The organism is Oleiphilus sp. HI0066, from assembly GCF_001635725.1.
Genome location: NZ_LWFH01001759.1, coordinates 1 through 1,033, shown reverse-complemented (window position 1 = coordinate 1,033; position 1,033 = coordinate 1). Strand labels below are relative to the sequence as shown.

Annotated in this window: 2 protein-coding genes; both read right to left on the bottom strand. The window is 42.1% G+C overall.

Translation table 11 applies throughout. The annotated features are described in order from the left end of the window. Positions 1 to 574: hypothetical protein (locus A3738_RS27315; RefSeq protein WP_156504543.1), on the bottom strand; the 574-nt coding region annotated here is incomplete at its 3' end. A 90-nt stretch (positions 575 to 664) separates the two neighbouring features. Then, the coding region (locus A3738_RS31650) for a hypothetical protein (protein WP_197474086.1) at positions 665 to 1,033 on the bottom strand (369 nt) is incomplete at its 5' end.

The following is a 1,033-nucleotide window of genomic DNA, read 5'->3' as shown; positions in this document are numbered from 1 at the left end:
AGATATCGAAGTGCGGCATATTCCACCACTCATAAGTGTTTGGGATATAAGTCTCAGGAAGCGTTTCCAGCTCGGGACGTTCTATTTCTTCTTGGCGTTTTTTGCGCTCGAGCTTGGCAATTAATGGGATATCTTTTGAAGCATCAACACGTAACTTAAGTTGAGACACATCAATATCAAAATTGAATCCGAAAAGATCTTGCAAGATCTGTTGGTCGAGATAAACATCAAAGCCGTCTTCCGCATAGCGAATCGTTTGCGGCCAAGGCTGAGCAACGCCTTTGGAATAATATTCTTGTTTAGTCAGATCCAGTTCAAAAGTATTGCTCTCATCCCCCACCCAACCGGATACTAATAATTCATCGATGTCCGATTCAATAGCAATTTCTAGTAATGATGCGATCGTATCGACTGGTAACAAGGTTTGTTCTGGGGAGCGGTAAATAAAGATAGGTTCGTCATCAGTGTAAGGCCCTACACTGAGTTGTACTACTAGCAAGTCTTCATCATCAAGTTCTAACTCTGTAGCCTTCGCACTAGACAACAGCATAGCGAACACAAGAAAAGCAAACATGCTAAACCTGAGGCTACAAAAAATGTTGAACAAGAAAGGGTGCTGCATATACGAAAAAGGCGCCGATATGATCGAGCGCCCTCTATAACATTACTGACTTAACTCAAAGCGTTCTTCAATGAGATTTGTACCACCGTACTTCTCGTCTTCATCAAAACGAACAATGAAAGAGGTCTGATCTGGTTCTACAGGTTGAGGCAAACGCACTTTAATCAAACGTTTGTTGATGCTTGTATATACGCCAACACCCTTTGACATAGCAACGCGATCACCCGCTTTACCATTGTCATTCTCGAAAATCTCTACGCTGCCATATAACGATGACGACCCTTCACGTGTAATCTGCATTTCGAAAGCGCCATTCTTACCTTCTGTCGCATCAAAAATAATACTTTCTAAACCCGCAACAGAACTCAACTCACCCTTTCGGATAATAATAGGAATAGCGATTTTCAGACG